Annotated in this window: 1 protein-coding gene; it reads left to right on the forward strand. The window is 61.2% G+C overall.

Annotated elements, in window-relative coordinates; genetic code table 11:
• Window positions 1–498 (forward strand): catalase (locus tag AACY52_RS30340; protein WP_339561385.1); only part of this gene is annotated, 498 nt, incomplete at both ends.

The following is a 498-nucleotide window of genomic DNA, read 5'->3' on the forward strand; positions in this document are numbered from 1 at the left end:
TGACGAACATCCGGTACTGACCACCAACCACGGCATCCCGATCAGCGACAATCAGAACCAGTTAAAGGCCGGCACCCGCGGCCCGGTGCTGTTGGAAGACGAAATCTTCCGCGAGAAGATCAACCATTTCGACCATGAGCGCGTCCCCGAACGCATCGTTCATGCGCGCGGCAGCGCAGCGCACGGCTATTTCGAATGCACCGACAGCCTGGCCGACATCACCTGCGCCGACCTGTTCCAGAAAAAGGGCCAGCGCACCGAAGTGTTCGCGCGCTTTTCCACGGTCGCCGGGGGTGCGGGATCGGTCGACACCCCGCGCGACGTTCGGGGCTTTGCGGTCAAATTCTATACCCGCGAGGGCAATTGGGATCTGGTCGGCAATAACATCCCCGTCTTCTTCATCCAGGATGCGATCAAATTCCCCGACCTGATCCATTCGGTGAAGATGGAGGCCGATCGCGGCTTCCCGCAGGCGGCCTCCGCGCACGACACCTTCTG

Source organism: Pseudomonas sp. EA_65y_Pfl1_P113 (genome assembly GCF_963970525.1).
Classification (GTDB): Bacteria; Pseudomonadota; Gammaproteobacteria; order Pseudomonadales; family Pseudomonadaceae; genus Aquipseudomonas; species Aquipseudomonas tritici.